Here is a 26,205-nt window from a genome sequence, read left to right on the forward strand (position 1 = left end):
GGTGGCTCGGGGACATGCCTGCGACGAGCGCAGCGAGGAGCGGGCATGAGAGAGGTGATCAGGCGGCGGTTCCTGGGGGCCGGGTTCGTCCTGGTGCTGGTCGGGGCGCTGGCGCTGTCGGTGCTGGTGTACCAGCGGGCGTTCACGCCGGTGGAGTGGGTGACGCTGCGCACCGACCACGTCGGCATGCAGCTGTCCGAGGGCGCGGACGTGAAGCTGCGCGGCGTCGTCATCGGCGACGTGCGCGAGATCCGCGCCGACGGCGAGGCCGCCACGCTGCGGCTGGCGCTGGACCCGGCGCTGATCGGGCTGGTCCCGGCCGACGTCACGGCCCGGCTGCTGCCCAAGACGCTGTTCGGCGAGCGCTACGTGGAACTCGTCCCGCCGGCCGCGCCCGCCGGGCCGCCGCTGCGCGCCGGGGCGGTCATCGACCAGGACCGGTCGGCCAGCGCCGTGGAGCTGGAGCAGGTGCTCGACCGGGCACTGCCGGTGCTGCAGTCGATCAGACCGGACAAGCTCGCCGCGACGCTGGGCGCGCTCGCGTACGCCCTGGAGGGCCGCGGGGACCAGCTCGGCCGCGACCTGAGCACCGCCAACGCCTACCTGGCCGCGCTGAACGAGCAGATGCCGGTCATCGCGACCGACGTCAAGCGGCTGGCGCAGGTGCTCGACGTCTACCACGGTGCGCTGCCGGACCTGCTGGCGCTGCTGCGCGACGTCACCGTCACCGCGCGGACCGTCGTCGACCAGCGCGCCGAGCTGAGCCGGTTCCTCGCCGACACCACCGACCTGGCCGGGCGCGGGCGGGAGTTCCTGGACCGCCACGACGCGCGCATCATCCAGGTCGGGCAGGTCAGCCGCCCGGTGCTGGAGCTGCTGGCGGCGTACGCCCCGGAGTATCCCTGCCTGCTGCGCGGTCTGGTCGCACTGCAGCCGCGGGTCGAGAAGGTGTTCGGCACCGGCCGCATGCACATCACCCTCGAAGTGGGCCGGGACAACGGCAAGTTCACCGCCGCCGACCGGCCGGTCTATGGCGCCGACGACGGCCCGCAGTGCCGCGGCCTGCCCGACCCGAAGGTCCCCGCCGACCAGCACCCGATCGACGACGGCTACGAGTACGGCGCGAAGCGCTCGCCGCTGCCCTACGCCGACATGGGCTCGGCCGGCACCGCGCAGGAGCAGGCGCTGCTCAAGCCCCTGCTCGGGCTGGCCCAGGGGGCCGGTCCCGAGCAGGTACCCGATGTCGCGGTCCTGCTGTGGGGACCGCTGCTGCGTGGAACGGTGGTGAACGCGTCATGAGGGGCGTCCGGGGTCCGCTGCTCAAACTGCTGGCGTTCGCCGCGGTCACGCTGGTGCTGACCGGCGCGCTGGCGCAGACGCTGGGCTCGTTCGGGTTCGGCGGCGGGCACACCTACCGCGCCCGGTTCACCGACGTGACCGGCGTGCTGGTCGGCGACGACGTGCGCATCGCGGGCGTCAAGGTCGGCGAGGTCACCGCGATCCGCCTGGTCGAGCGCACCGTCGCGGAACTGGAGTTCACCGTCGACGAGCAGGTCGCGCTCGCCGCGGGCGTACGCGCGAGGATCCGCTACCGGGACCTGGTCGGCCAGCGCTACCTGGCACTGGCCGAGGGGCCGGGCGGCACCGCCCCGCTGCCCGAGCACGGGCTGATCCCGCTCGCCCAGACCACGCCCGCACTGGACCTGACCGTGGTGTTCAACGGCTTCCGACCGCTGTTCGCGGGCCTGTCTCCGGACGAGGTGAACGGCTTCGCGTTCGAGATCATCAAGATGCTGCAGGGCGAGGGCGGCACCGTGGCCGATCTGCTGCGGCGCACCGCGTCGCTGACCGGCACGCTCGCCGACCGCGACGATGTCATCGGCCGGGTCATCACCAACCTGAACAGAGTGCTCGGCACGCTCGACGAGCGCGACGCCCGGTTGTCGGAGACCGTCAAGCAGCTGCAACTGCTGGTGTCCGGCCTCGCCGGGGACCGCGCCGCGATCGGCGACGCGCTGACCAACCTCAGCGGCCTGGCCGACGCGACCTCGTCGCTGCTGCGCGACGCCCGGCCCAGCGTCGCCGCCGACATCACCGCGCTGAACAAGCTCGCCGGCACGCTGATCGACAACACCGCCGTGATCGAGCAGACGCTCGCGACGGCGCCTGGCCGCCTCGACGCGCTGACCCGCACCGCCTCGTACGGGTCGTGGTTCAACTTCTACCTGTGCGACTTCGACGGCCGCGTCGTCGCTGCCGGCAAGACGCTCAATCCGGCGACGCTCGACGGCACTTCCGTGAAGTGCTCCGGAGGTGGGCGGTGAAGCGGCGTATCCCGGCACCCGTGCTCCGGCCGCTGACCCGCCTGCGGGCAGCCGCGGCCCGCGCGATCGAAGGCCGCCGAGGAGCCGCGCGCGCCGGGCGGCCGCCGCGGCGATCGCGGCCCGCGCTGGTCGGCGCGGTCGGCATCGTCGTCGCGCTCGGGCTGCTGCTGGCCGCGTTCCGGATCGACGACCTGCCGCTGGTCGGCGGCGGCGACACCTTCCACGCCGCGTTCCGGGACGCGTCCGGGTTGGCCGAGGGCAACGAGGTCCGCATCGCCGGGGTCAAGGTCGGCAAGGTCACCGAGGTCGCGCTGGCCCGCGGCGAGTCCGGGCCGTACGTGCGGGTCACCTTCCGCGTCCGCGACGTCGAACTCGGCGCCGACACCGGCGCCACCATCCGGATCAAGACGGTGCTCGGCCAGAAGTACCTGGCGCTGGCACCGCAGGGCGACGGGAAGCTGTCCGAGGACGCCGAGATCCCGCTGGCCCGCACCTCGTCGCCGTTCGACGTGATGCAGGCGGTCGAAGGGCTGGCCGGCACCCTGCAGGAGATCGACACCGGGCAGCTGGCGCAGGCGTTCACGGTGCTGTCGGAGACGTTCGCCGACACCCCCGCCAGCGTGCAGGCGTCGCTGTCCGGCCTGTCCCGGCTCTCGCAGACCGTCGCCTCCCGCGACCAGCAGCTGCGTGAGCTGCTGTCGCACACCCGCGGCGTCACCACGGTGCTCGCCGGCCGCGACGAGGAGTTCCGCAAGCTGCTCGGCGACGCGAACCTGCTGCTGGCCGAGGTGCAGCGCCGCCGCGACGCCATCCACACCCTGCTCGGCGCGACCGTCGAGCTGTCCGAGCAGCTGTCCGGGCTGGTCGCCGACAACAAGGACACCCTCGGCCCCGCGCTGCGCAACCTGCGCACCGTCGTCGGCGTGCTGCAGCGCAACCGCACCCGGCTGGAGGCGACGCTGACCAGCCTCGCCCCGTTCGTCACCGCGTTCGCGAACGTGACGGGCAACGGCCGGTGGTTCGACTCGTACGTGGACGGACTCGTGCAGGGCTTCACCCCGTCGACGGGAGGTCGCTGATGCTGTTCCGCGACATGCACTGGATACGCACCCGGCGGGTCGCGGGCGCGGCCGTGCTGGCCGTGGTCGTGGCGGCCGCGGCGCTGGTGGTGCGGCAGGAGCCGGCCCGGCTGCGGTTGACCGTGCACTTCCCGGCCGCGGTCGGCATCCACGCCGGATCCGAGGTGCGGGTGCTGGGGGTCGAGGTCGGCGAGGTCGTCGCGGTCACCCCGCAGGGCAAGGGGGTACGCGTGGAGCTGCGCTACGACCCCGACTGGCCGGTGCCCGCCGACGCCAAGGCGCTGATCGTCCCGCCGAGCGTCGTCAGCGACCGGTACGTGCAGCTCACTCCCGCCTACACCGGCGGACCGGCGCTGCCCGACGGGGCCGAGCTGCCGGTGGAGCGCACCTCGGTGCCGATCGAGCTGGACGAGGTGTACCGATCCTTGGACGAGCTGAGCACCGCGCTCGGGCCGCAGGGCGCCAACGCCGACGGCGCGCTGCGCGACCTGGTGCGCACCGGCGCGGCCAACCTGCGCGGCAACGGAGACGAGCTGCACCAGACCCTGTCCGGGCTGTCGCAGGCGATGTCGACGCTGTCGGCCGGCCGCGACGACCTGTTCGGCTCGGTCGCCGACCTGCGGCAGTTCACCACCATGCTGGCCAAGAGCGACGGCACGGTGCGCGAGTTCAACGACCGGCTCGCCGCCGTCTCCGAGCAGCTGGCCGCCGAGCGCGCGGACCTCGCCGCCGCGGTCCGGGCGCTGTCGCGGGCGCTGGCCGACGTCGCCGCGTTCGTCAAGGCCAACCGCGCGGAGCTGAAGGCGAACGTCGCCGCGCTGGCCGACCTGACCGGGGTGCTGGCGCGCCAGCAGAAGGCGCTGACCCAGGTGCTGGACATGGCCCCGCTCGCGCTGTCCAACCTGAACCTGGCGTACAACCCGCGCTCGGGCACGATCGACACCCGCGACAACGCGCTGGGTCCGTACGAGCCGGCCAGCTTCGTCTGCTCGCTGCTGGTCAGCAGCGTCCCGGTGGCCCAGGTGCCCGCGGCCTGCACCGATCTGGCCAAGACCCTCGAGACGGCGAAGCTGCCCCTCACCGCCGAGCTGAAGAAGCTGCTCAACGCGGTGGTGAAGAAATGACCCGGCACGGCGGACTCGCGGTCGGCACGCGCGCGGACCGGACCGGCGCACCGCGATCGGCGGCCTGGCGACGGCGCGTTCCCGCATTCGCGACCGCGCTGGCGCTGCTCGCGGGCTGCGACGTCGGGCTGCCGGGCGGTGCGCCGGACGGGCCGTCCTACGGGGTGAGCGTCGAGTTCGCCGACGTGCTCGACCTGGTGCCGCAGGCCGCGGTGAAGGTCAACGACGTGACCGTGGGGAGCGTCAGCGGCATCGAGCTGCACGGCTGGACCGCGGTGGTGCGGCTCAAGGTCGCCGACACGGTCGCGCTGCCCGACAACGCGACCGCGGCGATCCGCCAGTCGAGCCTGCTCGGAGAGAAGTTCGTGGCGCTGGCCGCGCCGCAGGGCGAGGCCGCGCAGGGCGAGCTGTCCGACGGCGACACCATCCCGCTCGCCCGCACCCGCCGCGGTGCCGAGGTCGAGGAGGTGCTCGGCGCGCTCGGGCTGCTGCTCAACGGCGGCGGCCTCGGGCAGCTCAAGACGATCAACGCCGAGATCACCAAGGCGCTGTCCGGCCGGGAGGGCGACGCCAAGGGCGCGCTGCGGGAGCTGGACCGTTTCGTGGCCGGGCTGGACGCGCAGAAGGACGACATCGTCCGGGCCATCGAGGCGCTGGACCGGTTCTCGGCCCGGCTGGCCGAGCAGACCGGGACACTGGCCGAGGCCGTGGACGCGCTGGAGCCCGGCCTGACCGTGCTGGCCGACCAGCGGCCCCAGCTCACCGCGATGCTGACGGCGCTGCGTGACCTGGGCGCGGTCGGCGAGCGTGTCATCGAGGCCAGCCGCGACGACACGCTGCGCTCGCTGCGCGCCCTGCAACCGCTGCTGGAGCAGCTGGTCAAGGCGGGCGACGCGCTGCCGCGCGGGCTGGACTTCGCGCTGTCCTACCCGTTCCCGCCGAATGCGGGCAAGGCGATCGCGGGCGACTTCGTACGCCTGCACGCCACGCTCGACCTCGACGCCGCCTCGATCCTGGCCAACGCCCTGGCCGCAGGCCCGGCCACACCGGGCACCCCGACGAAACCCGGCCTGCCGCTGCCGACGCTGCCCCAGCCGCTGCCCAGCCTGCCTGCGCTGCCGCTGCCGAGCCTGCCCGCGCTGCCGTTGCCGGTGCCCAGCGGCATCCTGCCCAGCGGCATCCTGTCGGGCCTGCCCGGGCTGCCGCTGGCCGGGACCACGGCGACCCGCGACGGCCGCTGGGACCCGGCAACCGGCGAGGTGGTCCGGGTGCGCGGCGGCCTGCCCGAACTGCTGACGGGAGGCCAGGCATGATCCTCACGCGGCTCGCCCGGTTGCAGCTGCTGGTGTTCGCACTGGTGGCGGTGCTCGGCGTCGGCTACGTCGCGGTGCGCTATGTGGGCGTCGGCGACGGGTTGACCGGCCGGTACACCGTGCACGCCGACTTCGCGGTGGCCGGGGGCATTTTTGAGAACGCCTCGGTCACCTACCGCGGGGTGCCGGTGGGCCGGGTCGACGCGGTGCGCCTGCACGGCGACGGGGTGCGCGTCGACCTGCGCCTGGACGGCGGCACCCGGGTGCCCGTCGACCTGCGTGCCGTGGTCGCGCACCGCTCCGCGGTCGGCGAGCAGTACGTCGACCTGCGCCCCGACACCGACGCCGGGCCGTACCTGGCCGACGGGGATGTGATCCCGGCGAGCCGGACCGGGGTGCCGCTGCCCGTGGAGACGCTGCTGTCGAATTTGGACGCGCTGGTCGCCTCCGTCGATCCGGCGGAGCTCGGGGTGCTGGTCGACGAGCTGGGCACCGCGTTCGCGGGCAACGAGAGCGCGCTGCGCACCCTGCTCGACTCCGGCGACGCGCTGCTCACCGACGCGAACACGTACCTGCCGCAGACCGTCGCGCTGATCCGGGACTCGGCCACCGTGCTGGAGACCCAGGCGCGGTCCGCCGACGAGATCCGACGGTTCGCCAAGGCGCTGGCGCAGCTGTCCGCGACGGTGCGGGCCGCTGACCCGGACCTGCGCCGGCTGCTGGCCAACGGGCCGCCCGCCTCGGCGGAGCTGCTGGCGCTGCTGCGCGACCTCGACCCGTCACTCGGCCCGCTGCTGGGCAACCTGATCACGGTCAACGGGGTCGCCGTGCGCAGGCTGAACGGCATCGAGCAGATCCTGGTGACGTACCCGCTGGTGGTCGCGGGCGGGTTCACCGTCGCGCCCGGCGACGGCACGGCCCACCTGGGCCTGGTGCTCAACGTCGGGGACCCGCCGGCCTGCAACTACACGAAGTCCGGACAGTCCCTGCGGTGCACCGGCGCCGAGCTGGGACGCGGTTCGGGCGTACGAAGCTCCACTCAAGCCCCGCGGGGTGGTGCCCCTCCGTCCCCTGCGCCTTTGGGCGCGGGTGCGGCGCCCGCGGGCCCGGGCGCCGGCGCGAGCCCCATCGCGCCGGCGCCCGGCTCGGGCTTCGACCCGGTGACCGGGCTCGTGATCGGCCCGGACGGGCTGCCGCTGCAGTTCGGCGGCACCGGTGGGCAGGCCGCGACGGCGGGCGAGCAGTCCTGGAAGTTGCTGTTGCTCAACGGGCTCGCGCCCTGACGGCCTGACGAAGGAGACGACGATGAGACTCAGGTCGACCACGGTGTTGGCCGCCGTGCTGGTGGTGCTGCTCGGCGCGGCCGGCTGGCTGGGCTGGCGCTGGCACGACGCGCAGCAGCAGGAGCGGACGCGCCAGCAGGCGGTGGCCGCGGCGCGCCAGTTCGTCGTGGACTTCGTGTCGGTCAGCGCCGCCACCATCGACCAGGACCTGGCCCGGGTCGCGGTCGCCGCGACCGGCGAGTTCGGCGAGCAGTTCCAGCAGGGCATGCCCGCGGTACGCGCGGCGGTGCTGGAGAACAAGGTGGAGTCGACCGGGAGCGCGCTGCGGGCCGGGCTGGTGTCGTCCGACGCCGACTCGGCCGTGGCGCTGGTGGCCGCCGACGCGACGGTGAAGAACGTGAAGGCGCCCGAGGGTCGGGTGGCCCACTACCGCATCCAGCTCGACCTGGCCCGCGACGCCGGCAGCGGCGCGTGGCTGGTCGCCAAGCTGCAGTTCGTGGGATAGGGGAGACGGTGACCGTGCAGATGGCTGTGACCGAGGTAGAGGTCGACGACGCGCAGGCCGACGAGCCGCGCGACGGTGACGGGCCGGCGCGCCGGCCGAGACGGGCGGTGCTCGCGCTGTCGCTGGCGATCGCGGTCGTGCTGGGCGTCGGGTGGTACCTCTGGTTCGACCGGGCGCGCATGGGCGAGGCCGAGGCGGCCGCGCGGGAGTGCGCGGCCGTGGCCCCGGCCGCCGCCGCGGCGCTGTTCTCCTACGACTACCGCACCTTCGACGCGAGCGCGGCCGGCGGCCGGTCCTTCGCCGCGGGCACGTTCGCCGACGAGTACGCCCGCACCACCGCGTCGCTGAAGGACGCCGCGGTCAAGGAGCAGGCGGTGGTGACCGCCCAGGTCACCGGCATCAGCGTGGTCACCGCCGCACCCGACCGGGTGGAGTTGCTGCTCTTCGTCAACCAGTACCGGCGCAACGTGAACATCACCGGCGAGAAGGTCGACCAGAACCGCGTCGTGCTGACCTTCACCCGCACCGACGGCGTCTGGAAGGTCACCGCCGTCGCCGCGATCTGATCTGCAAGATCGTCAGAGGGAACCCGCCCCGGCCAGGGCGGCGTCGCCGAGGATGGGGGTGTGGGCGGGGCGGTCGCGGGGGTGGTGCCGTACGCGTTGGGGGTGGCGGCCAGTCCGTTGCCGATCATCGCGGTGATCCTCGTGCTGTTCTCCGACCGGGCCCGGATCGCCGGGCCCGCGTTCCTGGCCGGGGCCCTGGCCGGGGTGATCGCGGTGGGGGCCGCCGTCTACATCCTCACCGGTTACGGCTACCTCGACGGCGAACACCAGGGCGGCACCGTCTCGCAGATCGTGCACATCGCCGTGGGGCTGGTCCTGGTGTACGCCGCATGGATGCACCTCGTGCGGCACCGCCGGGCCGACGGGCAGCACGCCATGCCGAAGTGGATGGCGAGTGCCGACCGCTGGTCACCGGTGAAGGCGGCGATACTGGCGCTGCTGATGTACGGCGTCGACCCGAAGAACCTCGCCCTGTGCGTCGGCGCTGCCAAGAGCCTCGCCTCGTCGTCGACGGTCGTGGCGATGGTCGCGCTGAGCTTCTTCGCGGTGGTGGCATGCCTGCCGGTGGCGGTGCCGGTGGTCCTCTACCTGGCCGGAGGCGACCGTGCCACGAGGCACCTCGACCGGCTCAAGACCTGGCTGTCCAAGCACCACCTGCTGGTCATGGCCGGTCTGCTGCTGGTCTTCGGCATCCTGCTGATCAGCCACGGCCTGCGCGGCATCCTCGGCCACTGATCCGATGCCACCGGTCAGCCGAAGGCGGCCACCTTGGCGGCCAGCGCGTGATGGCGATCCTGCCGGAAACCCGGCCGGAAGCCCTCGGTCCACGGCTTGCGCGGCCCCGCGAAGTGCATGATCCGCACGTCCGGGCCGGCCGTGCGGGGCTGCTCCTCCAGCACGAAGCTGCGCATGTTGTTCCAGCGGTGCGGCAGCCGCAGCCATTTTCCGTACGCCACGAGGTTGAGCGCGTCCTGGTCCGGGAAGCGCAACCGGCCGGCGTATGCGGCCAGGTATTCCAGGCAGCGCGCCGACACCTGCTCGCGCCGCCACACGGGCAGGTTCATCAGCAGCACGCCGGAGTTGAAGTAGGGCGCGTCCGAGTCGTGTTCCACGCCCGCCCCGGGCACGCCGCCGTGCGTGGCGAACGTGGCCGTGAAAGCGTCGCGGACCGCGGCCAGCGGGGCGTCACCGAGGTCGATCTCCCACAGCGGCGACAGGTCGCCGCAGACGTGTACGTCGACGTCGAGGTAGAGCAGCCGCCGCGCCTGATCGCCGATCAGGTCGGGCAGGAGCAGGCGCAGGTACATGCCGGTGCTGACGTAGGCGAGCCAGTCCTCGTCGACCACGGGCAGGGCACGGAAGCCGTCGCCGGTGGTGAGCAGCCGCAGCCGGGCGCGTCCGGCGAGCTGGCGGCGCAGGGCGGGCTCCCGCTCCTTGGCCACGTCAGTGGTGGTGAGCAGCCAGAACGTGATGTCCTGACGCTCGGGATGGCAGTCGAGCACGGATTCCACGGCGACCTGGACGTGGTCGGCGTATGCCTCGTCGAAGGCGAAGGCAATGTCCATGGGACATTGTCTATCATAGATCTAAAGATTTTACACCGTACACATTGTGTTCTTAACCGGAGGTCGTCAACTCCTTGCACGGCGCCTTCGGGTCACTTCGCGCCGAGCAGGTCGATGAGCTGGGCGGCGTTGCGCTGGGCGTAGTCGGAGTAGCAGTTGTTCATCAGCACGTGCGTCTGCTCCGCCTCGCCGGCCAGCTCGCGCAGCTTCGGCGCCCAGTCCTTCAACTCGCGAGGTGAGTATAGGTAGCCGAACTTCTCGTGGATGTCCTTGCTGGTCCACTTGTCGCTGTGGCCGTGGAAGCGCACCGCGGCCAGGTCGGCCGTGGCGGCGACCACGGGCGGCACGGAGTTCTTGTACCCCTGCGGCATGTCCACGCAGACGTACGGCAGCTTGTGCTTGCGCAGGAACTCCAACGTCTCGGCGGCGTTGTCGCCGGAGAACCACGACTCGTGGCGCAGTTCGATGCCGACCCGCAGTGGCGTGCAGCGCTTGGCGACCTCCAGCAGGTACTGCTTGTTGTCGCGGCGGATGGTGAACCACGGCGGGAACTGGAACAGGATCATGCCGAGCTTGCCGGCCTCGACCAGCGGATCCAGCGCGGCCAGGAACCGGGTCCACACCTCCTCGTAGGCCTGCGGCTTCAACCCGTCCGGGTAGACGTTGGGCTTGTCGGTCTCCGGGCGCAGGTCCTTGGGCAGTGCGCTCACCTTGGTCGGATGGCCGGTGAGCATGCTGAACGCCTTGATGTTGAAGACGAAGTCCTTCGGGGTGCGTGTCGCCCACAGCGCGACGGTGCTCTCGGCTGGTGACGCGTAATACGTCGCGTCGACCTCGACCAGCGGGAACTGGCGCGCGTAGTAGCGCAGCCGGTCCTCCGGCGACTTCGCCGTCTCGGGATACCACCCCGACGCCAGCAGCGTGCTGTCCGTCCACGAGGCCGTGCCGACCCGGATCTCACCCATGCGCCCATCACCCCAGCCCTGCTCCGGCCGATAAGAGCCGTTTACCCCGAAACCCGCTCCCCCACGCCCAGCCCCGCCTCCCGTTTGTCATCGACATTGGCCTATCCAGATGACTTCGATCGCGAATTATTCATCTGGATAGGCCAGCGTCTATGGAAAACGGGGCGGGGGCGCGGCGCGGGCGTGGGTGTCCGTCAGTGGGGTTCGAGGCGGGGGAAGAGGGGGGTCACGGGTGGGAGTGCGCCGGAGGCGTCGGGGGTGCACTGGGCGATGATCAGGGAGGATGCGCCGGGTAGGAACGGGGCGAGCAGGTCGCCGAGCGCCAGGCACGCGCCGAGGAGCACGGCCAGCGCCGCGTCGAGCCGCGCCCCGGCCTCGGCGTCGCCGCCACGTTCGGCCTTGGCCAGCTCCCACGGGCGCACCCGGTCGATGTGCCGGTTGGCCTCCTCGACCACCGCCCACACCGCTGCCGCGGCGCGCCGGAAGTCGAAGTCGTCCAGCGCCGCCGCGATCAGCCCGGGTGCATCCGCGCAGGCGGCGACCAGGTCTTTGGCGTCCGCCGCGGCGGGCACGGAGAGGTCCACGCGGCCGGTCCGGAACCGGTGCGCCATGGTGACGATCCGGTTGACCAGGTTTCCCGCGCCGCCGGCGAGGTCCTCGTTGGCGCGGGCGACCAGCCGGTCGACGGTGAAGTCGGCGTCGCCGACCCGGGGCACCTCGCGCAACAGCCAGCACCGCACCGCGTCGGTGCCGTACGCGTCGACCAGCGCCACCGGGTCGACGGTCGCCCCGGACGACTTGCTGATCTTGCGGCCGTCGGCGGTGAGGTAGTCGTGGACCAGGATGTCGGTGGGCAGCGGCAGCCCGGCGGACAGCAGCATCGCCGGCCAGTACACGGCGTGGAAGCGCAGCACGCCCTTGCCGATCACGTGCACCCGCCGGTCCGCACCCTCCCACCAGGTGCGGTACGCCTGCCCGTCGGTGCCGTAGTCGAGGCTGGTCAGGTAGTTGCCCAGCGCGTCCCACCACACGTAGATCACCTGGTCGGGGTCGTCGGGCACGGTGATGCCCCATCCGCGCGCCCGCTGCTGCGACCGTGACACGGAGAAGTCGCGCAGGCCGGCGTCGATGAACGCGAGCACCTCGTTGCGCCGCGACTCCGGCTCGATGCGCAGCCGCCCACTCGTGATCGCCGCCCGCAGCGGCTGCGCGTATTTCGACAGCCGGAAGAACCAGTTCTGCTCCTCGATGCGCTGCGGCGGCACCCCGTGCTCGGGGCAGTGCCCGGCGCCGTCGAGCTCGTCGGGGGTCAGGTAGTGCTCGCAGCCCACGCAGTACAGGCCGGTGTAGGTGTCGGTGTAGAGGTCGTGCGCGCACGCGCGCCAGAACCGTTCGACGCCGGGGGAGTGGCGCGGGTCGCGGCTGGTCCGGATGAAGTCGTCGTACGACAGCGCCAGCGGCTCGCGCAGCCCCGCGAACCGGGCGGCGTTGGCGTCGACGAAATCCTGCACCGGCACGCCCGCCTGCTCGGCGGCGAGCACGTTCTTCAGCGAGTTGTCGTCGGTGCCGGTGAGCAGCCTGACCTCGTGGCCGAGGCCGTGATGGTGGCGGGCGAGCACGTCGGCCTGCACCGCCTCCAGGGCGAAGCCGAGGTGCGGGGCGGCGTTGACGTACGGGATGGTGGTGGTGAGGTAGATGCGGGTCATGGGTTCCTCCTGGCTTCAGGAAAGCCGGAGCGTCGACCCGTGCCGAGGCCCCGGACTCGGGCCTCGCGGTCGTGAACGCGCGTGTCAGCAGCCCCGGTAGCGGGGCATCATCACCGGACACGACGAGAAGATCACGCCGCCAAGGTAGCACCGGGCGGCCGTGCCTGCGACGAGGTTTCCGGGCAGAAGTTGAACGATCGACATGTTCCACTGGCTGGGTAGTTGTTGAAGCGCTCTCTCGAAAGCAGCAGGATCGGACGGTAAGCCCCGTGAGAGCGCGGCCCCGCCGCTGAAGGAGTGACATGTCCGGCGGTGCACCGCGGTTGAGTGTGCTCATTCCGACGTTCGGCGATGCGCACACGCTGGCGCTGACCCTGTCCACGCTGTGCCGGCAGAGCCTGGACCCGGGCCTGTTCGAGGTCGTCGTGGTCAACGACGGCTCCGATCCGGTGCCGTATGCGGAACTCGCCGGTGCGGCGTACCCCTTCCGGTTCCGGTTCGACAGCCTGCCCGCGAACCTGGGGCGGGCCGCGGCGCGTAACCAGGCGGTGCGCCTGGCCGCCGGTGAGCTGGTCTGCTTCCTCGACAGCGACGTGCTGACCGAGCCGCACCTGCTGGCCCGGCACCTGGCGTTCCACGACGGGCGCGACGGGCCCGCGGTGCTGATCGGCAAGCGCTACGAGGGCGACTGGGCGGTGCTGGCGGCGGCGCAGGCGGGCGAGCCGCTCACCGTCGATCTGGTGCGCCCGGTGCACGAGGACTTCCGGTTCCGGGTGCCGGGCCGCGACAGTTCGCCGCAGGAGTGGCTGGCCGGGGCGCCGTGGGTGTTCGCGCTGACCAACAACGTGTCCATGCCTCGGCAGACCGTGTTCGACGCGGGCATGTTCGACGAGGAGTACGGTGCCCGCTGGGGATTCGAGGACACCGACCTGGCGTATCGCATTCACCAGGTGCTCGGCGACGACGCGTTCGGCTACGACGGGCTGGCCGCGGGCTTCCACGTGCCCGCGGTGCGCGACCTGACCAACCTGGCGGGCGACTACCAGGCCAACCTGGAGCTGTTCCGGCACAAGCACCGCAGCCTGGCCGCTGAGCTGGTCGACATGCCCGCGCCCACCGACGTCACCCGGAAGATCCGGCACTACCGCCGGATGCTGGCAGTCTGCGCCGAGCTGGGGCTCGGCCGGCTGCCCGAGGTGTCGCAGCTGCTGGGCGCGGAGCTGGGCGGCGCGGTGCTGTGCCAGGCGTTCGGCACCGACGAGGTGGCGCTCGGGGAGGGGTCGGTCACCTACGACCACGGGCGGCCGCTGTCCGAGCGCAACCTGCACCTGCTGGGCGTGTGGTCGCCGTACCCGGACGGCACGTTCGACACGGTGGTGAGCGTGGACGTGTGGCGTTTCCTGGAGCAGCGCGAGCTGTCGCGCTTCCTGCGGCTGGGGCTGCGGCAGGCGCACGAGGTCGTGCTGGTCTACACCGGCGGCCCGGCGGAGAAGGCGTTCACGGCGGACGTGCCCGCGCTGACCAGCCCGGATTTCTTCGGTTCGCTGCTGCGACGCCGCTATCCGCAGGCGCGCACCGACCACTTCGGAGAAGTGACGTTGTTCCGCGTCACAGCTTCTTGACCTCAACCTCGCTTCAACTAGCAAGATCGTATGAATGACTGAGAGCAGCGAATACGGCTATCTGAGCACCGTCGGTCGCAACACCGGCCAGTGGCACACCGTCGAGATCTGGTATGTGGCCCGCGGCGGGGTGATCTATCTGATGTCCGGCGACCGCGAGCGGGCCGACTGGGTGCGCAACATCCTCGCCGACCCGCAGGTCTTATGGCGGGTCGGCGGGCCACGCGAGCTGACCCCCGACGGCGCGGTTCCCGCCGAGGCCCGCCCCGTGACCGGTGACCCGTACGCCGAGGCGGAGGCCCGCCGTTTGCTCGCCGCCCGCTACCAGGGCTGGCAGGAGGGCGAGGAGCTCTCCGACTGGGCGGGCACCGCGCTGGTCGTGGCCGTCCACCCGTCGCACTGACAGCGAGCGGACGGGCGCTCCGGCCGTGTGTCGGCAGGAGCGCCCGTCCCGGTGGGCGTCGTCGGTCAGCTCCAGCGCTGCGAGCTGGTCTGGTTGTCCATCACCGCGCCGATGTAGGAGTCGGTCGGGCCGTAGCCGATCACCGCGCCGCCGAAGCCGGGGGACTCGTAGTGCTTGACCCAGCAGTTGGCGTAGGTCTTGAACGACGTGATGACGTTGTTCCAGCCCGCCGGCATGCCCGTGGCGTAGTAGTCGACGTTGCCGGTCGGTGTGCTGCAGTTGCCGGAGGTGCCGGTCCAGATCAGGTCCGAGCCGGTGTAGCTGCTGCCGGTGTACTCGATGCTGATCACCGTGTTGACGACGTTGACGCCGAACCCGGCGTTCAGCGCGTCGACCCTGGCCGAGACGCTGCTGCCCTTGGGCAGGTCGTAGAGCACGCCGCCGCTGGCGAACTGCAGCGCCTTGGCGAAGGTGTCGAAGCAGACCGCCTGCGGGTTGTCGACGTTGGCGCGGGCGACGCAGTGCGTGTCGGGTTCCGCCGCGGCGGCCGGTGAGGTGGGGGCCGCGATGCCGATGAGGGCCAGCGCTGCGATCGTCGTGATGGCCCGGTGGAGCTGTCGCATGATTCCTCCTGTGTCGATGGAGCGGTGACAACAGGTTCCAGCGGGGGCGTCACGGTGACGTCAGCGTCGCGTCATCGCCGGCCCAGCTCGCGCTACGACAGGCATTAAGAAGGGCACCTTCTACAACGCATAGCGATGTGAAGGTGCCCTTCCTTGTATCAATTAGGGGGCGTATACCTCGAATTCGAAGAGGGAGTAGCCCCAGGCGGTGGCGCGGGTGGTGCCATTGACGCGGACGTAGCGGCCCGAGCCGGTCAGGCCGGTGAGGTCGTCGACGCCGCCGTCACCGCCGGTGACGGACCGGATGGTGGTCCAGGTGTTGCCGTCGGGCGAGGTCTGGATCTGGTACGCCGACCCGTAGGCCGCCTCCCAGACCAGCCGCACCCGGCTGATGGAGTAGGTCTGGCCCAGGTCGACCCGGATCCACTGCGGGTCCGAGAAGGCGCTGGCCCAGCGGGTGGTGGTGGCGTTGCCGTCCACCGCCGCCGAACCGGGGTAACCCGCCGCCTCGGTGCTGGACACCAGGGTCGGCTTGTTCAGAGCCACGTTGACCGAGGGCTGGCTCGTGGTGCCGGTGTAGGGCAGCACGAGCCGGGACTGGTTGCCGATGCCCAGGGTGCTCGGCCCGCTGCCGATGGCACTCCAGACCTCGACCCGCACCGAGCCGTTGGCCAGGTTGGCGAACGATCCGGTGGTGGTCTTCACGCCGAACGCCTGGGTGTAGTGCTCGTATCCGGCGACCGGGTCGGTGGGGAAGTAGTTGTACGTCTCCACCCGGTCGAAGCTGCCGTTGCCGGTGAAGTCGTACGACACCCGGACCTGGGTGGCGTTGCCGACACCGGTGCCCGCGTCGAGGAACATGTCGAAGTTCGTCGCGCCGCCGTTGTGCGTGGCGTTCAGGCCGGTCGCGTTGAACACCTGGGCGCTGTGCGGGTTGCCGTCCCAGTTGCCGTTGGCCGCGGCCACGGTGACCGAGCCGGCCGCGCTCTGGGTGCCGGGCAGGCCGCCGCCGGATTGCAGGTAGCGGGTGGCGGCGAAGCTGCCGGGCGGGTTCGGTGAGGTGGACGGCGACGGCGAGGCCGGAGGAGACGGCGACGCGGGCGGCGACGAGGGCGGGTTGGACGGCGGGTTCGAGGGCGGGTTGGACGGCGTCGGGTTGCCGCCGCCGCAGGCGTTGCCGCCGGTCCAGGTGAAGGCGCCGGAGGTGACCGTCTTGCAGGCCGGCACGCTCAGCGTGGTGCCGTTGGAGAAGGTCACCGTGATCGCCGCGTTGCTGATGTTGGACGCGACGTAGGTGCGCGCGCCCGCCTTGTTGAACACCTTGGCCAGCGGGTGGTTGGCGGTGATCGAGGTGTCCACGTTGCCCAGCGCGGCCAGGTTGCGGATCCAGTGGTAGGTGTGCGCCTTGGACTCGCCCTCCTCGGAGGTGAACCCGCTGTTGGCGTTGAAGTTGTTCAGCGCCGCGGTGCCGTTGCCCAGGGCCTGGAACTCCCAGAGGATGTCCTGCCAGACCGTGGGCGGGCCGCCGTTGTTGGTGACCAGCTCGTTGTAGTTGGTCGTCACGTAGGCGGGGTTGTCGCCGAGGTAGAAGTGGCCGCCGGTGATGGGCAGCATGTTGATGCCCTGGATCATCTCCGGCTCGCCGGAGAACCACGTCGCGTACGCGCCGCCGTCGCCCCAGACCATGCCGACCGTGTTGTGCCCGAAGGCGGCCGGGAAGTTCTGGTTGCGCACGTCGAACCAGTACTCGGCGATGGCCGCGGACTGCGTGGTGTAGATGAAGATGCCGGCGTCGCGCACCGCGGCGTTGCCGGTCGCCTGGCCCCACTGGATCAGGGCGTTGGCGAAGTTCATGCCCTCGGACGAGGACTCCTGGTTGTTGCCCGCGCCGAACGCGCCGTGCCCGGCCGCCCAGTCGTGACCGGCGAAGATGTCGAAGTCACGCAGGTACGGGAAGCGGGTGTCGGTGCGGTCGTAGTTGTTGGCGTCGCGGATCAGCAGGTCCACCATGCCGCCGTACTGGCTGTTGGTGGCCCAGGTCTTGTCGAACTTGGCCAGCGTCGCCGCGGCGGCCACGAAGTAGCCGTAGTGGAAGTGGTGGTCGTTGAGTTCCAGGTCGGACCCGTAGGAGGCCGGGTAGCCGAGCAGGGTGCCCCAGGCGCTGTTGTAGTAGAAGACCCGGCTGGTCTTGCCCGCCGACGCGGTGAACCAGTCGTTGAGCCGGGTGCGGATGGTGCTCAGCGCGGTGTCGCGGATCGAGGTCAGGTTGAGCTGGTCGGCGATCTCGGCGATGCGCGCGGCGCGGCCCAGGCCCTTGCCCGTCCAGTAGGTGTCGTCGCCGCGGAAGTCGGCCGGGTTGCCCGCCACCGCGTTGAGGAAGTTGGTGATCGTGGTGAGGTCGCCGCCGGAGCTGTCCGCGACCGCCGGGATCTCGGGCAGCACGCCGGTGTACTTCATCGAGGTCGTGAACGAGCCGATGCCGGTGAGGATCTTCATCTGGCCGCGCGCGCTGGTGTACGTGTTCGCCAGCGGCGTCGCGCCGGTCAGGCTGTTCCACTGGTGCGGGTACAGCGCCGCGACGGTGGCCGTCTGCGAGCCCTGCCGCGCCGTGGTCAGGTACGTGTACGTGGTGTTCAGCGTGCTGGCGGCCTGGTTGTAGCTGTACGACACCCGGGTGCCGGTGACGTGCGCGTGCGCGTACTGGCCGTAGGTGTTGGCGAGCGCGACCCGGTCGGCGCCGGCGGGCAGCACCGCGACCGAGAAGAAGCCCTGGCCGTTGAGGGTCGAGCTGATCGACGTGCCGCTGACCGTCCAGGTGGAGCCGGTCGGGGCGTACGCGACGTAGTCGCGCCCGTTGACGTTGAAGCCGATCTGGCCGCCGCTGTTGGACCACACGGTCGGCGTGCCCGCCGTGGTGATCTGCGCGTTGCCGCCGGTCACCTGGAAGTACGCGAACGGCAGGCCGTGGCCGATGGTGGCCTTCATGGTCCGCGCGCCGTCACTCCAGTACGGCGTGACGGTCCAGTCGCTCCACCCGTCGACCTTGCTGTCGGGGGAGTTCAGGCCGGCCACGCCGACGAGCATGTCCTGCACGTAGGGGTAGTGGAACTCGCCGACCCCGGTCGCGCTGCCGCTGATCGCGGGGGTGGTGTTGTAGGAGAACCCGAGCCCGCCCGCGAGCGTGTCGTAGGAGATCGGGTGGGCGTGCAGCGGCTCGCTGTAGCTGCAGTCGAACTTCTTGAACAGCAGCGACGACCACCAGTCGTTGGTGGGCACGCCGCCGGCGGGGGCGTTGGCGGTGACGTACTGACGCGGGTTGGTCGACAGCGATCCGCAGCCGGCGGGCACCGAGCGGCCCGCGGGCAGGCTGTCGAGGTAGCTGCCGGCGCCGACGGTGCCCGCCTGGGCGGTCTGCGCGACGGCGATGCCGAACAGGGCTGCGGCCAGGACGGCGACCGAGCCGAGGACGAGGGCGCGGTGGCGCGCCCAGGACTGACGTCGGCGACCCGCGCGGCGCGGTTCGCCGTCGGGGGTCACGGACCGGATGGACGGTTCCATGTGCTTGGCCTCCGGGGCTGGGGCTGGCATGGCGAGGGAGAACGGAGGAGCGGTGTGCCGGTGAGAGCTGTGAGAGCGCTCTCTGAGCGCAAACTATCGGGCAACCACTCGATACGTCAATGTTTCGGGGCCATGGCATCTGAGTAAATCCCGGGACGTGGACACAGCGTGACGAAGGCGGGACGGCATAACGTGACAACGGCCCTGTGAGAGCGCTCTCACAGAGCCGTTGTCAATGGCTCGTCGGTCAGTGGCGGTGCCGGGTGGTGAAGGAGATGATCCGGTTCCAGGCGTCGGTGCAGGCGTCCTGCCACTGCTCGAACGAGCGGTCGAAGAACGAGTGCGGGGCGCCCTCGTACACATGCATCTCGGGGCCGACGCCGGCCTCCTCCAGCTGTGCGGCGAACTTCTCGAACTCGCTGACCGGCGTCGAGTCCGCGCCCGCCACCAGCATCAGGATCGGCTTCTCCACCTCGTCGACGACGTCGGCGACCCGCGCCGGCTGGCCGTAGAAGCCGATCACCCCGGCCAGGTCGAGGTCGGAGGCGGCCAGCCGCCACGACTGGCTGCCGCCGAAGCAGAACCCGATGGTGTACACCGACGCGTCCGGGTCGGATTCGGTCAGCACCGCCATCGCGGCCGCCGTGTCGGCGTACACGTGCGCGGGCGTGACCTGCGGCATGTGCTCCATGTAGGGGAAGCTCTCGTCGCGCTGGGACACCCCGGCGGTGCGGCCGAAGTAGTCGATGGCGATCGCCTCGTAGCCCGCCTCGGCCAGGCGCTGGGTGAGCCCGACGTAGAACGGGTGCAGGCCGCGCACGTCCGGCAGCACGACGATCTTCATGCCGTTCGGGGTCTGCGGGACCGCCCGGTACGCGGCGAGGGTGTTGCCGTCCTCGGCGTGCAGTTCGAGCGGGCCGTGCTCGGCCACCGCGCCCGCGTTCGGGGCCTTCGGGGCCTGGCTGTCGTCACTGTGGCACATCGGTTGCTCCTTGGCTGCGGTAAGCGGAAGCCCGTCGCCGCGCCTGTCCGGCGTCGACGAGGGCGTCCAGGTGGGACCGGGCGACGGCGGCGGTCCAGCCGTACGCCCGCGCGAGCTGCGCCGGAGTCGCCTCGACGGCGGTCTCCAGGTAGCGGCTCGTCGCCGTGGCGGCGTCGTGCCCGCCGCCGACGTCGAAACGGCGGCAGGTCAGGTCCACGATGGAAGCCGGCCAGCCGGCGCGCTGCTCGCGCACGCCAGCGGACGTTACCAGCAGACGGCGCTGCAGTTCGGTCATGGCGCGGTCGTAGGCGGCCCGGTCGCCGATCAGCTCGCGCAGCGCGCGCGAGGTCAGCGGCCCGGTGAGCAGTGCCCGCGCGATCTCGTGCGCCTCGCGGGGCAGGTCGAGGTCCTCGTGGTCGTCGAGCTCGCCGTCGCCGGTGTAGAGCGCGCGCAGCAGGGTGGGGGAGAGCAGGCTCGCGCGGCGGAACAGGAACTTGCCGTACCAGGCGAGCCCGGCCTCGGGCAGCGCGTCCTTCCAGGTCCACACGGTGGACTCGGCCTCGCCCATGCCGTCGGCCCAGGCGACGGCGTCCTCGTCGGCGACGGTCTCGTACAGCGAGGGCGCGAGCGCGTTCGCGGCCGGGAACAGCAGCGCGCAGCCGACGTCGTCGACGAACCGGCCCGCCTCCTCGACGGTCTGCGGCCGGGCCTCGGGCAGCCAGCGGTCGCCCCGCGCGCGGGCCAGGGCGAGTTCCTGATCATCGACCATGCGCCGGAGCGTAACCGCCACCCCCGACGCCCGGCCGCTCTGCGACCTTTCGTCACGTCGCGGCAGGCCGCGAGGTTTCGCCCCGCCCGCCGCGTTCGACCCCGTCCGGCCGCACCGCGAAGATCGTCCGACTTGCCGGGCACATGTGCGAATCATGAGCCGGGATGCGCCCACTTGCCGGGCAACTCGGATGATCTCGCTGGGGGCGGTGCGTGTTATCGGGACGTTAATCCTTTTTTACTTGTTCGGGCTTTCCGCGTGGTGGCGGATGTTTCGCGCCCCCGTTTGGCGGAGCCTTGTTCAGGTGAGGGCACCCGGTCGCCGGGTCGCCCGCACGGCGCCCCGAGACCCTGGGCGTCATGGAGGGAGAGATCGACTGTGTACGTCAACTCCGATCTGGCGTTGTGCCTGGTGGACGAGGCATCTGCCGGTCGCGCCGACGATGCCGACAAGGTGTGGCGTTCTGCGATCCGTGAGGCCATCGCGTGCAATGTTCCGATCGAACATGTCGCGAACAGGGCAAACGTCTCGGTCGAGGACATCCTCTCGATCGTGAGCGATAGCCAGGTGGTGCCGGCGTGACCCCGGCCGTCCGCTGCGAGGTGCTGTCCGCCTCCGCCCTGCGAGCCTTCGTGGAACCGAGACCGCCATCGGATTCCGGCGGCCGCCCCGACACCGCTGTCACGTGGACGCGACGGGCCGGCAGCGTTGCCGCGCCGCCCCGCGCCACCGCCGCCTGACCGGCCCGCATACCCGCTGAAACAGGGCCCCGACCTCGGTCGGGGCCCTGTTCGCGTGCTGGCTCGTTAGCCCCTGCGGACGTCACGCACGGGCGAGGAGAGGCGACACGTGGACAGGGTTCTGGTCGAGAAGCGGGATGCGGGCGCCGTCTCGCCGGTCTACTCGCGGCCGGGCGTGCCGCGCCTGGTGGCCTGGGCGGCGCTCGCGGGAGCGGGCCTGACCGTGCTCGCCGTCGTGGCGATGATGCTGCGGCGGTTGCCGACGGGGTCGCGCCTGGCCGGATGGACCTATCCGTACGACCGCGCGGCCGGGGAGTGGCACGTGGTGTGGCCCGCCCTGGTGGTCGCGGCCGCCGTGCTCGGGCTGCTGTGGCTGTCGCGCCGGCTGCCCGGGCGCTTCGACGGGGCCGTGGTCGCGGGGTGGTTCCTCGCGGTGATCCCGCTCCAGTTGCTGCTGCGCCGGTACGCCCTGCCGTCGCTGGGTGACATCGTGGTCAGCGACCGCGCCAACTCGTTCCACTCCCCGTCGCAGCGCTGGGGCCTCGGCGAGTTCATGGGCGACTACATGGGCCTGGTCGAGCAGCTGCCGCCGCACGCGCGCACCAACATGCCCGGCAAGACCATGCTGTACTTCCTGCTCGACGCGCTCGGCCTCGGCCCGGCCGCGATGGGCGTCGCCGTGCTGGCCGTGGCGAACCTGTCCGCCGTGCTGCTGTGGCTCATCGTGCGCGACCTGACCGGCGACCGCCGGATCGCGCTGTACACCCTGGTCCTGGGGCTGTTCCTGCCCGGCGCGCTGTACTTCGTCCCGGTGCTCAACGCCGTCTCCCCGGTGCCGATCCTGCTCGCGCTGTGGCTGCACGTGCGCTTCCTGAAGACCGGCCGGGCCGGGTACGCGCTCGGCCTGGGCGGCGCGCTCTACCTGACCGTCTTCTTCGAGGCGCTGCCGCTGGTGCTGGGCATCGTGTTCGCGGCGCTGCTCGGCGTCGCGCTGCGGCAGCGCACGATGTCCTGGCCGGACGCGCTGCGCCTGCTCGGGCTCACGCTGGCCGGGTTCGCCGGCTGCTACGCGGCGATGCGGGGACTGTTCGGCTACGACCTGTTCGACAACTTCGGGTACGTGCTGGCCGACGCCAACGACTTCAACTCCCGCTGGCGGCCGTACGGGATGTGGGTGACCCGCAACCTGTGGTACCTGGCGCTGGCCGGCGGGGTCGCGTCTTGCGTGATGCTCGCAGCGGCTGCCGTCGACGCGGTGCGCCACCGGTCGGCGCACCCGGCCGCGGTGCTGACCCTGTCCGGGATCGCGGTGCTGGTGGTGCTCGACCTGTGGGGGATCAACCGCGGCGAGACGGTCCGACTGTGGATCTTCCTGGCGGTGTATCTGCAGGTCGGCGCGGCCTGGCTGTGCGCCCGCACCGAGCGCTTCTGGCCCGCCGCCGTCCTCGTCTCCGCCGCCGTCCTCCAGGCCGGCATCGGCTCCGCCATGATCGGCTTCGTCCGCATCTGACCCGACCGCCACCTCGTCCCACCTGCGACAACTCTTAAAGACTTGCGGCCTAAGCGGCATTCTGAGGCCGCCAGTCTTCAAGAGTTGCCGCGAGTGGGCGGGTCCGATCGCGAGGGGCGATCAAAATTATTGCTGTGGTGTAACGGGTTATCGCGTCAAAATTTTTGTTGTTCGGCATTGACACTTTGGACTGTGGGTCGTAATTTTCTTCATCAACGGACCGCGATGAAGGGAATTGTTGTGCAGGGTGTGATCGGCCGGATGCGGATGGAGCTGCCCAACCTGCCCGACGCGCTGCAGCGGGTGGCGGAGCAGATCCTGGAAGACCCCGTGCTCGCCGCGCAGGCCTCCATCGTGGACCTCGCTGAGCGCGCCGGCACGTCGACCGCGACGGTGACCCGGTTCTGCCGGGTCCTGGGCTTCAAGGGATACGCCGCGCTGCGGGTCGCCATCGCCACCGAGAGTGGGCGCGAGGCGCAGGCGCGCTGGGAGACCGACATCGATCGCGAGATCGAACCCGGTGACCCGATGGACCGGGTGCTCGGCGTGATCGCCAGCGCGGACGCCCGCGCCATCCAGGAGACCGCGGCCCGGCTCGACCTCGCCCAGGTGGCACGGGTCGCCGACGCGATCGCCGGGGCCAACCGGGTGGAGCTGTTCGGCATCGGCAGCAGCGGCACCGCCGCTCGCGAGCTGGCGTTCCGGCTGGAGCGCATCCGGGTGCCCTGCTGGCACCGGGAGGACGCGCACAAGGCGCTGACCAACGCGGCCCTGCTCGGCCCCGGTGACGTCGCGATCGGGCTGTCGCACAGCGGCCGCACCCGCGAAGTGATCGAGGTGCTCGCCGAGGCCGCCGACGCGGGCGCGCTCACCGTCGCGGTGACCTCGTTCGACAAGTCGCCGCTGGCCGAGGCCGTGGACGTGGTGCTGACCACGGCGGTGCACGAGACGACGTTCCGGCTCGCGGCGCTGTCGGCGCTGCACGGCCAGCTGGTCGCCCTCGACCTGATCTACGTCGCGGTGGCGCAGCGCACGTATGCGCGTACCACGGAGGCGTTTGAAGTGACCGCCCGCGCGGTGCAGGCGCACCGGTTGCACGACGAGCCGACCTCGCACCGCCGCCGCGCGGCGCGGGAGGCCGCGGACCTGTCCCGGCCGGTCGTCCCCCGCAGTGCGGCGGACTGAGGGCCGACTCCGGCGGCCGCACCGGGTGGCGCGCGGACCGGGCCGCCGGGCAGGGCCGGGCTGCCCCTGCGCACGCGCCCTCGGCCAGGGCAGGGCAGACGCCGGGACCGGGCCGCCGGGGACCGGGGCAGCCGGGGGAGAACGTCGTGGCGGCCACGTGGCGGACCGGTCCCGGTGGGGCGACCGGGTAAGGCAGCACAACGGACAAGGAGCGAGATGAACGCGCAGACGTACCTGGAAGCCATCACCGAGCTGGTGGGCAAGGTGGGCACCGAGCAGGCCGGCAACGTGCAGCGGGCCGCGGACCTGATCACCGAGAGCCTGAACGCGGGCGGGGTGGTGCAGGCCTTCGGCAGCGGCCACTCCGAGGCCCTCGCGATGGAGATCGCGGGCCGGGCCGGCGGGCTGGTGCCGACCAACCGCATCGCGCTGCGCGACATCGTGCTGTGGGGCGGCGAGCCGCGCGAAGTCCTGGAGGACCAGCTGCTGGAGCGGCGCACCGAGGTGGCGCACCGGCTCTACGAGCTGGCTCCGATCCAGCCCGCGGACGTGTTCATGCTGGCCTCGAACTCCGGCATCAACGGGGTTGTGGTCGAGCTGGCGCTGCTGATCAAGGAGCGCGGGCACGGCCTGATCGCGGTGACCTCGCTGGACCACACGGCCCGTTCCGAGCCGCGCCACCCCTCGGGCAAGCGCCTGTCGGAGATCGCCGACGTGGTGCTGGACAACGGCGCGCCGTACGGCGACGTGATCGGAGAGAACCAGTCCGGCGCGGTGTCGTCGGTGACCGCGGCCGTGCTGGCCCAGATGGTGGTCACCGAGGTGGTCCGGCGCCTGGCCGAGGCGGGGCAGACCCCGCCCATCTACCTGTCCGCGAACATCGCGGGCGGCTATGAGCACAACCAGCAGTTGGAAGCGCGATACGCCGGGCGCATCCGGCGTATCGCCTAACTATCAACCCCTCCTGAAGTGCATGAAGGGCGACACCATGAACCTTACAAGACGCAGCGCGCTGGCCGGCGTGGCCGCCGTCGCGGCGAGCACGGGCCTGGCGGCCTGTGCCACCGCGGGCGGCGGTGACGACGACAAGGTCAAGCAGGGCGACACCAGTGCCGAGAACCCCCTGGGCGTATCGGCCGAAGCGGCCCTCGAAGTCGTGATCTTCAAGGGCGGGTACGGCGACCAGTACGCGATCGACGCCGGTACCAGCCTGAAGCAGAAGTTCCCCAAGGTCGCCGTCGACCACAAGGGCATCCAGGGCGTCGGTGAGGTGCTGCAGCCGCGTTTCGTGGCCGACAGCCCGCCGGACGTGGTCGACAACAGCGGCGCGGGCCGCCTCGACCTGGCCACGCTCGTCTCGGCGGGCAAGCTCACCGACCTGACCTCCCTGCTGGACGCGCCGAGCCTGGACGACCCGAGCAAGAAGTTCCGCGACACCCTGATGCCGGGCGTGATCGAGGACGGCACGTTCGACGGCAAGCCGCTGGTGCTCAACTACTCGTCGGTGCTGTGGGGCGTCTGGTACTCCAAGTCGCTGTTCGCCAAGCACGGGTGGACGTTCCCGAAGACGTGGGACGAGATGCTCACGCTCAACGACGAGATCAAGAAGGCCGGCCTCGCGCCGTGGACCTGGCAGGGCAAGTACCCGGAGTATCTCAACGACCCGCTGGTGTCGCTGGCGGCCAAGGCCGGCGGCTTCGAGCTGGTGAAGTCGGTCGACAACCTGCAGCCCGGGGCGTGGCAGAGCCCGGCGATGCTGGCCGCCGCCGAGGCGATCCACCAGCTCGCGGTGCGCGGGCACATCCTGCCCGGCTCGGAGGGCCTGTCCCACACCGAGGCGCAGAACGCATGGTGCAAGGGCCAGGTCGCGTTCATCCCGTGCGGGTCGTGGCTGGAGGGTGAGCAGCAGGCGGTCACCCCGGCCGGGTTCGACATGGTGATGGGCACCGTGCCCGCGCTGACCGGCTCGGACAAGCTGCCCAACGGGGCGGTCATGGCCGCCAGCAGCGAGTCGTTCATCGTGCCCGCGAAGGCCAAGAACGCGCCCGGCGGCCTGGAGTTCCTGCGGCACCTGTTCTCACAGAAGGTGGCGCGCGGTTTCGCCGAGAGCGCCAAGGCGCTGCCGGTGGTCAACGGCGCGACCGACGGGCTGAGCCTGAGCAGCGGCCTGGGCTCGGTCGCCGAGGCGGTCAAGGCGGCCGGTCCGAACGTGTTCAGCTACAAGTTCCGGACCTGGTACGCGCCGCTGAGCAAGGCGCTCGACGACGCCACCGGCGAGCTGGCCACCAAGCGGATCAACCCGCAGCAGTGGGCCGAGCGCGTGCAGAAGGCCGCCGACGCGGTGGCCAAGGACAGTTCCATCGTCAAACACCAGCGGTGAGGG

Annotated in this window: 23 protein-coding genes; 16 read left to right on the forward strand and 7 right to left on the reverse strand. The window is 71.4% G+C overall.

Annotation, left to right across the window (positions count from 1 at the left end; genetic code table 11):
- Positions 1 to 45: 45 nt before the first annotated feature.
- Genes F9C41_RS34555 through F9C41_RS34595 form a run of 9 tightly spaced genes read left to right on the forward strand, consistent with a single transcriptional unit; the run spans position 46 to position 8,929 of the window.
- Positions 46 to 1,299, forward strand: coding sequence for an MCE family protein (locus F9C41_RS34555; RefSeq protein ID WP_155391050.1), 1,254 nt, complete (start codon positions 46 to 48; stop codon positions 1,297 to 1,299).
- On the forward strand, positions 1,296 to 2,324 hold the full coding sequence (locus F9C41_RS34560; RefSeq protein ID WP_155391051.1) for an MCE family protein: 1,029 nt from the start codon (positions 1,296 to 1,298) through the stop codon (positions 2,322 to 2,324). Before F9C41_RS34555 ends, F9C41_RS34560 begins: the two co-directional genes overlap by 4 nt.
- Positions 2,321 to 3,403 (forward strand): MCE family protein, encoded by a 1,083-nt coding sequence (locus F9C41_RS34565; RefSeq protein ID WP_230690223.1) that lies wholly within the window; start codon positions 2,321 to 2,323, stop codon positions 3,401 to 3,403. Before F9C41_RS34560 ends, F9C41_RS34565 begins: the two co-directional genes overlap by 4 nt.
- Entirely contained in the window at positions 3,403 to 4,527 is a 1,125-nt protein-coding gene (locus F9C41_RS34570; RefSeq protein WP_230690224.1) for an MCE family protein, read from the forward strand. The genes F9C41_RS34565 and F9C41_RS34570 overlap by 1 nt, the downstream gene beginning before the upstream one ends.
- Positions 4,524 to 5,840: an MCE family protein gene (locus F9C41_RS34575; protein WP_155391052.1), complete on the forward strand. Its 1,317-nt coding sequence runs from the start codon at positions 4,524 to 4,526 to the stop codon at positions 5,838 to 5,840. The genes F9C41_RS34570 and F9C41_RS34575 overlap by 4 nt, the downstream gene beginning before the upstream one ends.
- Positions 5,837 to 7,123: an MCE family protein gene (locus F9C41_RS34580; protein ID WP_155391053.1), complete on the forward strand. Its 1,287-nt coding sequence runs from the start codon at positions 5,837 to 5,839 to the stop codon at positions 7,121 to 7,123. The genes F9C41_RS34575 and F9C41_RS34580 overlap by 4 nt, the downstream gene beginning before the upstream one ends.
- A gap of 22 nt (positions 7,124 to 7,145) precedes the next feature.
- Positions 7,146 to 7,628: a hypothetical protein gene (locus tag F9C41_RS34585; protein WP_155391054.1), complete on the forward strand. Its 483-nt coding sequence runs from the start codon at positions 7,146 to 7,148 to the stop codon at positions 7,626 to 7,628.
- A 26-nt stretch (positions 7,629 to 7,654) separates the two neighbouring features.
- Positions 7,655 to 8,194 (forward strand): hypothetical protein, encoded by a 540-nt coding sequence (locus F9C41_RS34590; RefSeq protein ID WP_155391055.1) that lies wholly within the window; start codon positions 7,655 to 7,657, stop codon positions 8,192 to 8,194.
- A 60-nt stretch (positions 8,195 to 8,254) separates the two neighbouring features.
- Positions 8,255 to 8,929, forward strand: a complete 675-nt coding sequence (locus F9C41_RS34595) for a GAP family protein (protein ID WP_155391056.1) — start codon at positions 8,255 to 8,257, stop codon at positions 8,927 to 8,929.
- 14 nt (positions 8,930 to 8,943) lie between these two features.
- Here the strand turns inward: F9C41_RS34595 and F9C41_RS34600 are convergent, their stop codons facing one another.
- From F9C41_RS34600 to F9C41_RS34610, 3 genes are all read right to left on the reverse strand, one after another.
- Positions 8,944 to 9,759, reverse strand: a complete 816-nt coding sequence (locus F9C41_RS34600; protein ID WP_155391057.1) for a glycosyltransferase family 8 protein — start codon at positions 9,757 to 9,759, stop codon at positions 8,944 to 8,946.
- A 92-nt stretch (positions 9,760 to 9,851) separates the two neighbouring features.
- Positions 9,852 to 10,724, reverse strand: coding sequence for a DUF72 domain-containing protein (locus F9C41_RS34605; RefSeq protein ID WP_155391058.1), 873 nt, complete (start codon positions 10,722 to 10,724; stop codon positions 9,852 to 9,854).
- 194 nt (positions 10,725 to 10,918) lie between these two features.
- Entirely contained in the window at positions 10,919 to 12,430 is a 1,512-nt protein-coding gene (locus F9C41_RS34610; RefSeq protein ID WP_155391059.1) for a methionine--tRNA ligase, read from the reverse strand.
- 302 nt (positions 12,431 to 12,732) lie between these two features.
- On the opposite strand from F9C41_RS34610, the gene F9C41_RS34615 reads away from it, so the two are divergent.
- Complete coding sequence (locus F9C41_RS34615; protein ID WP_155391060.1) at positions 12,733 to 14,052, forward strand: glycosyltransferase family 2 protein; 1,320 nt, start codon at positions 12,733 to 12,735, stop codon at positions 14,050 to 14,052.
- Between the two features lie 34 nt (positions 14,053 to 14,086).
- Complete coding sequence (locus F9C41_RS34620) at positions 14,087 to 14,455, forward strand: nitroreductase/quinone reductase family protein (RefSeq protein ID WP_155391061.1); 369 nt, start codon at positions 14,087 to 14,089, stop codon at positions 14,453 to 14,455.
- Between the two features lie 65 nt (positions 14,456 to 14,520).
- On the opposite strand, the gene F9C41_RS34625 is transcribed toward F9C41_RS34620, so the two are convergent.
- From F9C41_RS34625 to F9C41_RS34640, 4 genes are all read right to left on the reverse strand, one after another.
- On the reverse strand, positions 14,521 to 15,078 hold the full coding sequence (locus tag F9C41_RS34625) for a hypothetical protein (protein ID WP_155391062.1): 558 nt from the start codon (positions 15,076 to 15,078) through the stop codon (positions 14,521 to 14,523).
- Between the two features lie 162 nt (positions 15,079 to 15,240).
- Positions 15,241 to 18,636 (reverse strand): glycosyl hydrolase, encoded by a 3,396-nt coding sequence (locus F9C41_RS34630; protein WP_155391063.1) that lies wholly within the window; start codon positions 18,634 to 18,636, stop codon positions 15,241 to 15,243.
- A gap of 247 nt (positions 18,637 to 18,883) precedes the next feature.
- Positions 18,884 to 19,618: a dienelactone hydrolase family protein gene (locus F9C41_RS34635; RefSeq protein WP_155391064.1), complete on the reverse strand. Its 735-nt coding sequence runs from the start codon at positions 19,616 to 19,618 to the stop codon at positions 18,884 to 18,886.
- On the reverse strand, positions 19,605 to 20,387 hold the full coding sequence (locus F9C41_RS34640) for an AlkZ-related protein (protein ID WP_155391065.1): 783 nt from the start codon (positions 20,385 to 20,387) through the stop codon (positions 19,605 to 19,607). Before F9C41_RS34640 ends, F9C41_RS34635 begins: the two co-directional genes overlap by 14 nt.
- A 378-nt stretch (positions 20,388 to 20,765) precedes the next feature.
- Here F9C41_RS34640 and F9C41_RS34645 point away from each other — a divergent pair, with 378 nt between their 5' ends.
- The 5 genes from F9C41_RS34645 to ngcE all read left to right on the forward strand — a co-directional run bounded on the left by F9C41_RS34645 (position 20,766) and on the right by ngcE (position 26,202).
- Entirely contained in the window at positions 20,766 to 20,969 is a 204-nt protein-coding gene (locus F9C41_RS34645) for a hypothetical protein (RefSeq protein ID WP_155391066.1), read from the forward strand.
- A 267-nt stretch (positions 20,970 to 21,236) separates the two neighbouring features.
- A complete protein-coding gene (locus tag F9C41_RS34650; RefSeq protein WP_155391067.1) occupies positions 21,237 to 22,637 on the forward strand; it encodes a hypothetical protein in 1,401 nt (466 codons plus the stop codon).
- Between the two features lie 225 nt (positions 22,638 to 22,862).
- Complete coding sequence (locus F9C41_RS34655; RefSeq protein WP_155391068.1) at positions 22,863 to 23,822, forward strand: MurR/RpiR family transcriptional regulator; 960 nt, start codon at positions 22,863 to 22,865, stop codon at positions 23,820 to 23,822.
- A 216-nt stretch (positions 23,823 to 24,038) separates the two neighbouring features.
- Positions 24,039 to 24,773: a sugar isomerase domain-containing protein gene (locus F9C41_RS34660; RefSeq protein WP_155391069.1), complete on the forward strand. Its 735-nt coding sequence runs from the start codon at positions 24,039 to 24,041 to the stop codon at positions 24,771 to 24,773.
- A 22-nt stretch (positions 24,774 to 24,795) separates the two neighbouring features.
- Positions 24,796 to 26,202: an N-acetylglucosamine/diacetylchitobiose ABC transporter substrate-binding protein gene (gene ngcE, locus F9C41_RS34665; RefSeq protein WP_230690225.1), complete on the forward strand. Its 1,407-nt coding sequence runs from the start codon at positions 24,796 to 24,798 to the stop codon at positions 26,200 to 26,202.
- Positions 26,203 to 26,205 lie beyond the last annotated feature (3 nt).

Source organism: Catellatospora paridis (assembly GCF_009720365.1).
Lineage (GTDB): Bacteria > Actinomycetota > Actinomycetes > Mycobacteriales > Micromonosporaceae > Catellatospora > Catellatospora paridis.